Consider the following 4,037-nt stretch of genomic DNA (forward strand, 5'->3'; position numbering starts at 1 on the left):
GTCATCAACAGCGTGCTTCAGACGGACATGTCCGAGGTCATCCGCATCATCGTCAGCAACGGGATGATCCTCTACGCCCTGACGAGAAAGGTGAGGCTGAAACGATGAGCAAAACAGGCAGAAACTGGAACCCCCTGACGTTCCTGGCGGACAATGCGGTCCCCATCGTCTTCATTGCGATCTCCGCCGTGGCCATCCCCCTGTCCGGCTTCTCGGTCAGCCACCTGGTCCAGGAGCTCCTGATCCGGATCGGGCGAAACTCGTTCTTGATCCTGTCCCTCCTGATCCCCATCATGGCGGGCATGGGGCTGAACTTCGGCATGGTGCTGGGGGCCATGGCCGGGCAGATCGGGCTGATCCTGATCTCCGACTGGGCCATCGTGGGCATCCCCGGCATGGCGCTGGCCATGCTGGTGGGGACCCCCATCGCCATTCTGCTGGGGATCCTCTGCGGTAACGTGCTGAACCGGGCCAAGGGGCAGGAGATGGTGACGTCCTACATCCTGGGCTTCTTCATCAACGGGCTGTACCAGCTGGTGGTGCTGTACTTCATGGGCTGGATCATCCCCATCTCGAACCCCGTCATCCTCCTCTCCCGCCGCTACGGCGTGCGGAACACGGTGAACCTGCAGGGCATCCGCGGCGTGCTGGACAACCTGGTCCCCGTTTCCTTCCCCTTCTTCGGAGGGACGGTGCGCGTGCCCCTCGCCACCCTTCTCGTGATCGCCGTCTTCTGCCTCTTCATCGTGTGGTTCCGCCGCACGAAGCTGGGACAGGACATGCGCGCCATCGGGCAGAGTCAGCCCGTCGCCGACAGCGCGGGCATCGCGGTGAACCGGACGCGCATCATCGCGATCGTAATCTCCACCGTCCTGGCCTGCTACGGACAGGTCATCTACCTGCAGAACATGGGGACCCTCAACACCTACAACAGCCATGAGCAGGTGGGCATGTTCTCCATCGCGGCCCTGCTCATCGGGGGGGCCAGCGTTTCCCGCGCGAGCATCGCCAACGTCTTCGCGGGCGTGGTCCTGTTCCACCTGATGTTCATCGTGGCACCCATGGCGGGCAAGAACCTGATGGGGCAGGCCCAGATCGGGGAGTACTTCCGCGTCTTCGTTTCCTACGGGATCATCGCCATCGCCCTGGTGCTCCATGCGTGGAAGCGCAACCGGGACCGGGAGGCGTCCCGCCGGAGCCTGCGCGGCCCCGCGGAAGGGGGGGAGGAGGCATGATGCGCTTCCTTCAGAGGGCGCTGGCCCTGGTCCTCCTCGTCGCCCTTGGAGTGTGGCTGTTCTACGTTGGGCGCGAGCACCAGGTCCTCCTGGACAACAAGACGATCGAGCTGGAGGGCAAGACCTTCAAGGCCCTTCAGGAGGTCCGCGTCAGCGTGAACGGCGCCGAGCCCGTGGAGCTCTACCCCCGTGACCGCGATATGGTGAAGGTCGTGGGCCCTGCGTTCTCCCTGAGGGTGGAGATCGAGGACCCCGGAAGCGACGTGGAACTCGTGGAGCGCGAGGTGCGGGTGGGATTCGGCAAGGACCTGATGCTGAGCTTCCCCCTGATGGCCGCGAGCCGGGACTTCATCCTGCCGCCGCCGGCCTCGCAGCAGACCCCCGCTCCGGAGGCGGCCGCCTCGGAAGACGCTCTGGCGCCCGGCGCGGGGGAGGAGGTCCCTGCCGTGCCGGCGAACCCCTGACTTCATCGGGACGGCCCCTGCGGGCCGCCCCGTTTTTTGCGGTGCGCGCAGAGCCGGGGTAAAAAACGTTTTTCGTCTGGCAACGGGGCCCTTTCTGTGGTATTCTGATGGCGGTTTTGAAAAAGAGTATGCGATTGATCGTGCAGCCGACGCGGACGTCGAATCAGGGACGTCCATGATCAAGGCCCCTGCCCCAGGCAGGGCTTTTAAGGAGGAAGTTGTCGGAGATGGGATTTCGCACCATGGAGGAGCTCTGCGAGGAGCTCAGGGGGAAGCGCGCAGCCGCCTTCAACGGAGGCGGAGAAAAGGCCATTGCCAAACAGAAGGAGAAGGGGAAGGGGACGGCCCGCGAGCGGATCGATCAGCTGCTGGACCCCGGCTCCTTCGTGGAGATTGATGAATTCGTGACCCATCGCTGCACGAACTTCGGACTGGAGAAGACCAAGCCACTGGGCGACGGCGTCGTGACCGGTTGGGGCACCATCGACGGCCGCAAGGTCGTCGTCTTCAGCCAGGACTTCACCGTCCTGGGCGGCTCCCTGGGCGAGATGCACGCGGACAAGATCTGCAAGGTCATGGACCTGGCGATGGAGATGGGCTGCCCGGTGATCGGGCTGAACGACTCTGGGGGCGCCCGCATCCAGGAGGCCATCGACGCCCTGAACGGGTACGGCAAGATATTCTTCCGCAACACCCACGCGAGCGGCGTCATCCCGCAGTTCTCCGTCATCATGGGCCCCACGGCGGGAGGCGCGGTCTACAGCCCCGCCCTCACCGACTTCATCTTTATGGTCAACAAGACGGGCATTATGCACATCACCGGCCCTGCGGTCATCAAGGCCGTGACGGGCGAGGAGGTCACCAGCGAGGCCCTGGGCGGTGCCGCCACCCACAACAACATCAGCGGCAACGCGCACTTCATGGCGGCCGACGAGCAGGAGTGCTTCGCTCAGATCCGCAAGGTGCTCTCCTACCTGCCCCTCAACAACCTGGACGATGCGCCCGATAAGCCCACGGACGACCCCGTGGACCGCGCGGACCCCTCGCTCCGGGAGGCCGTCCCGACGAACCCCAACGTCGGCTACGACGTCCACGAAGTCCTGCGCAAGGTGCTGGACGACGGCGAGTTCACCGAGGTCCAGGCCGGCTGGGCTCAGAACATCCTGACGGGCTACGGCCGCATCGGCGGACGCTCCGTCGGCATCATCGCCAACCAGGCCAGGGTGATGGCCGGCTGCCTCGACATCAACGCCTCCGACAAGGCCAGCCGCTTCATCCGCCACTGCGACGCCTTCAACCTGCCGATCCTGACCTTCGTTGACGTGCCCGGCTACCTGCCCGGAGTGACCCAGGAGCACAACGGGATCATCCGCCACGGCGCGAAGCTCCTCTACGCCTACAGCGAGGCGACCGTTCCCCTGATTACCGTCATCCTGCGCAAGGCCTACGGCGGCGCCTACCTGGCCATGGCCAGCAAGTCACTGGGCGCCGACGTCGTCTTTGCGTGGCCCCAGGCGGAGATCGCGGTCATGGGCGCCGAGGGCGCCGCGAACATCGTCTTCCGCAAGGAGATCGCCGAGGCCGGCAATCCGGAGGAGACCCGCGCCGAGAAGATCGAGGAGTACCGCAAGGCCTTCGCCAACCCCTACGTGGCGGCGGAGCGCGGCCTCGTGGACCGCGTGATCCTGCCCGAGGAAACCCGGCTCTCCATCTGGCAGGCCCTGAACGCGCTGGAGAGCAAGCGCGTCTCGCGGCCCGACAAGAAGCACGGCGTCATTCCTCACTGAGCCCTCAGGAGGTGTAATCCATGAACGCTATGCATTTTGACGGGCTGTCCGGCGCGGCCTACGTCAGCCTCGTGGCCTTTTCCATCGTGTTCATCGTCCTGTTTGGGCTGACGCTCGTGATCTTCGCCATGCGCATCTTCGCTGCTGGCGAGAGGCCGAAGCCGGATGACGGCGCCTCAGCGCGCGAGCGGCCCCAGAGCGCTCCCGCTGCTTTCGCAGTTCGGGCCGAGGGCGCTCAGGCCAAGGTGGTGGCGGCCATCACGGCGGCCATCCTGACCGCCACGGGCGGGTCGGGGCGGATCGTTTCCATCGCGCCTGAGGCGGTGGGAACCGCCCGTGAGAGCGCCCGATGGACCAGGGCCTGGAGGGCGTCGGGCGTCCTGAACCTGATCTCGCGCTCCGTGGACCGGGGCTGGAAACGCTGACCCCGCACCCCAAAGGGGCGGGCCAGACAAGACGATCGATCCTGTGCCCTCGCGAGGGCGCGTCTGCATATTTTTTGAAGGGAGTTGTATCGGCAGTGAATAAGTATAGAGTTGTCGTGGATGGTA

At 65.2% G+C, this 4,037-nt stretch carries 4 protein-coding genes and 1 pseudogene; all 5 read left to right on the forward strand.

What is annotated here, in order from left to right; all coding sequences use genetic code 11:
• Positions 1 to 108: pseudogene (locus Q0629_RS05975) on the forward strand (ABC transporter permease); the annotation flags it as partial.
• Positions 105 to 1,235 carry an ABC transporter permease gene (locus tag Q0629_RS05980; protein WP_298780179.1) on the forward strand — a complete coding sequence of 377 codons (1,131 nt, stop codon included), beginning with the start codon at positions 105 to 107 and terminating at the stop codon, positions 1,233 to 1,235. The pseudogene Q0629_RS05975 and the gene Q0629_RS05980, both read left to right, overlap by 4 nt.
• Positions 1,232 to 1,699 (forward strand): DUF6672 family protein, encoded by a 468-nt coding sequence (locus Q0629_RS05985; protein ID WP_298780181.1) that lies wholly within the window; start codon positions 1,232 to 1,234, stop codon positions 1,697 to 1,699. The genes Q0629_RS05980 and Q0629_RS05985 overlap by 4 nt, the downstream gene beginning before the upstream one ends.
• 227 nt (positions 1,700 to 1,926) lie before the next feature.
• A complete protein-coding gene (locus Q0629_RS05990; RefSeq protein WP_298780183.1) occupies positions 1,927 to 3,486 on the forward strand; it encodes an acyl-CoA carboxylase subunit beta in 1,560 nt (519 codons plus the stop codon).
• 20 nt (positions 3,487 to 3,506) lie between these two features.
• Positions 3,507 to 3,911 carry an OadG family protein gene (locus Q0629_RS05995; protein WP_298780186.1) on the forward strand — a complete coding sequence of 135 codons (405 nt, stop codon included), beginning with the start codon at positions 3,507 to 3,509 and terminating at the stop codon, positions 3,909 to 3,911.
• Positions 3,912 to 4,037: the final 126 nt, after the last annotated feature.

This window comes from uncultured Fretibacterium sp., assembly GCF_938030725.1.
GTDB lineage: Bacteria > Synergistota > Synergistia > Synergistales > Aminobacteriaceae > Fretibacterium.

What these genes read in the sequence shown, in the direction of transcription:
- Q0629_RS05990 (WP_298780183.1), top strand. Translation starts at nt 1,927, where the DNA reads ATGGGATTTCGCACCATGGAGGAGCTCTGCGAGGAGCTCAGGGGGAAG.
- Q0629_RS05980 (WP_298780179.1), top strand. Translation starts at nt 105, where the DNA reads ATGAGCAAAACAGGCAGAAACTGGAACCCCCTGACGTTCCTGGCGGAC.
- Q0629_RS05985 (WP_298780181.1), top strand. Translation starts at nt 1,232, where the DNA reads ATGATGCGCTTCCTTCAGAGGGCGCTGGCCCTGGTCCTCCTCGTCGCC.
- Q0629_RS05995 (WP_298780186.1), top strand. Translation starts at nt 3,507, where the DNA reads ATGAACGCTATGCATTTTGACGGGCTGTCCGGCGCGGCCTACGTCAGC.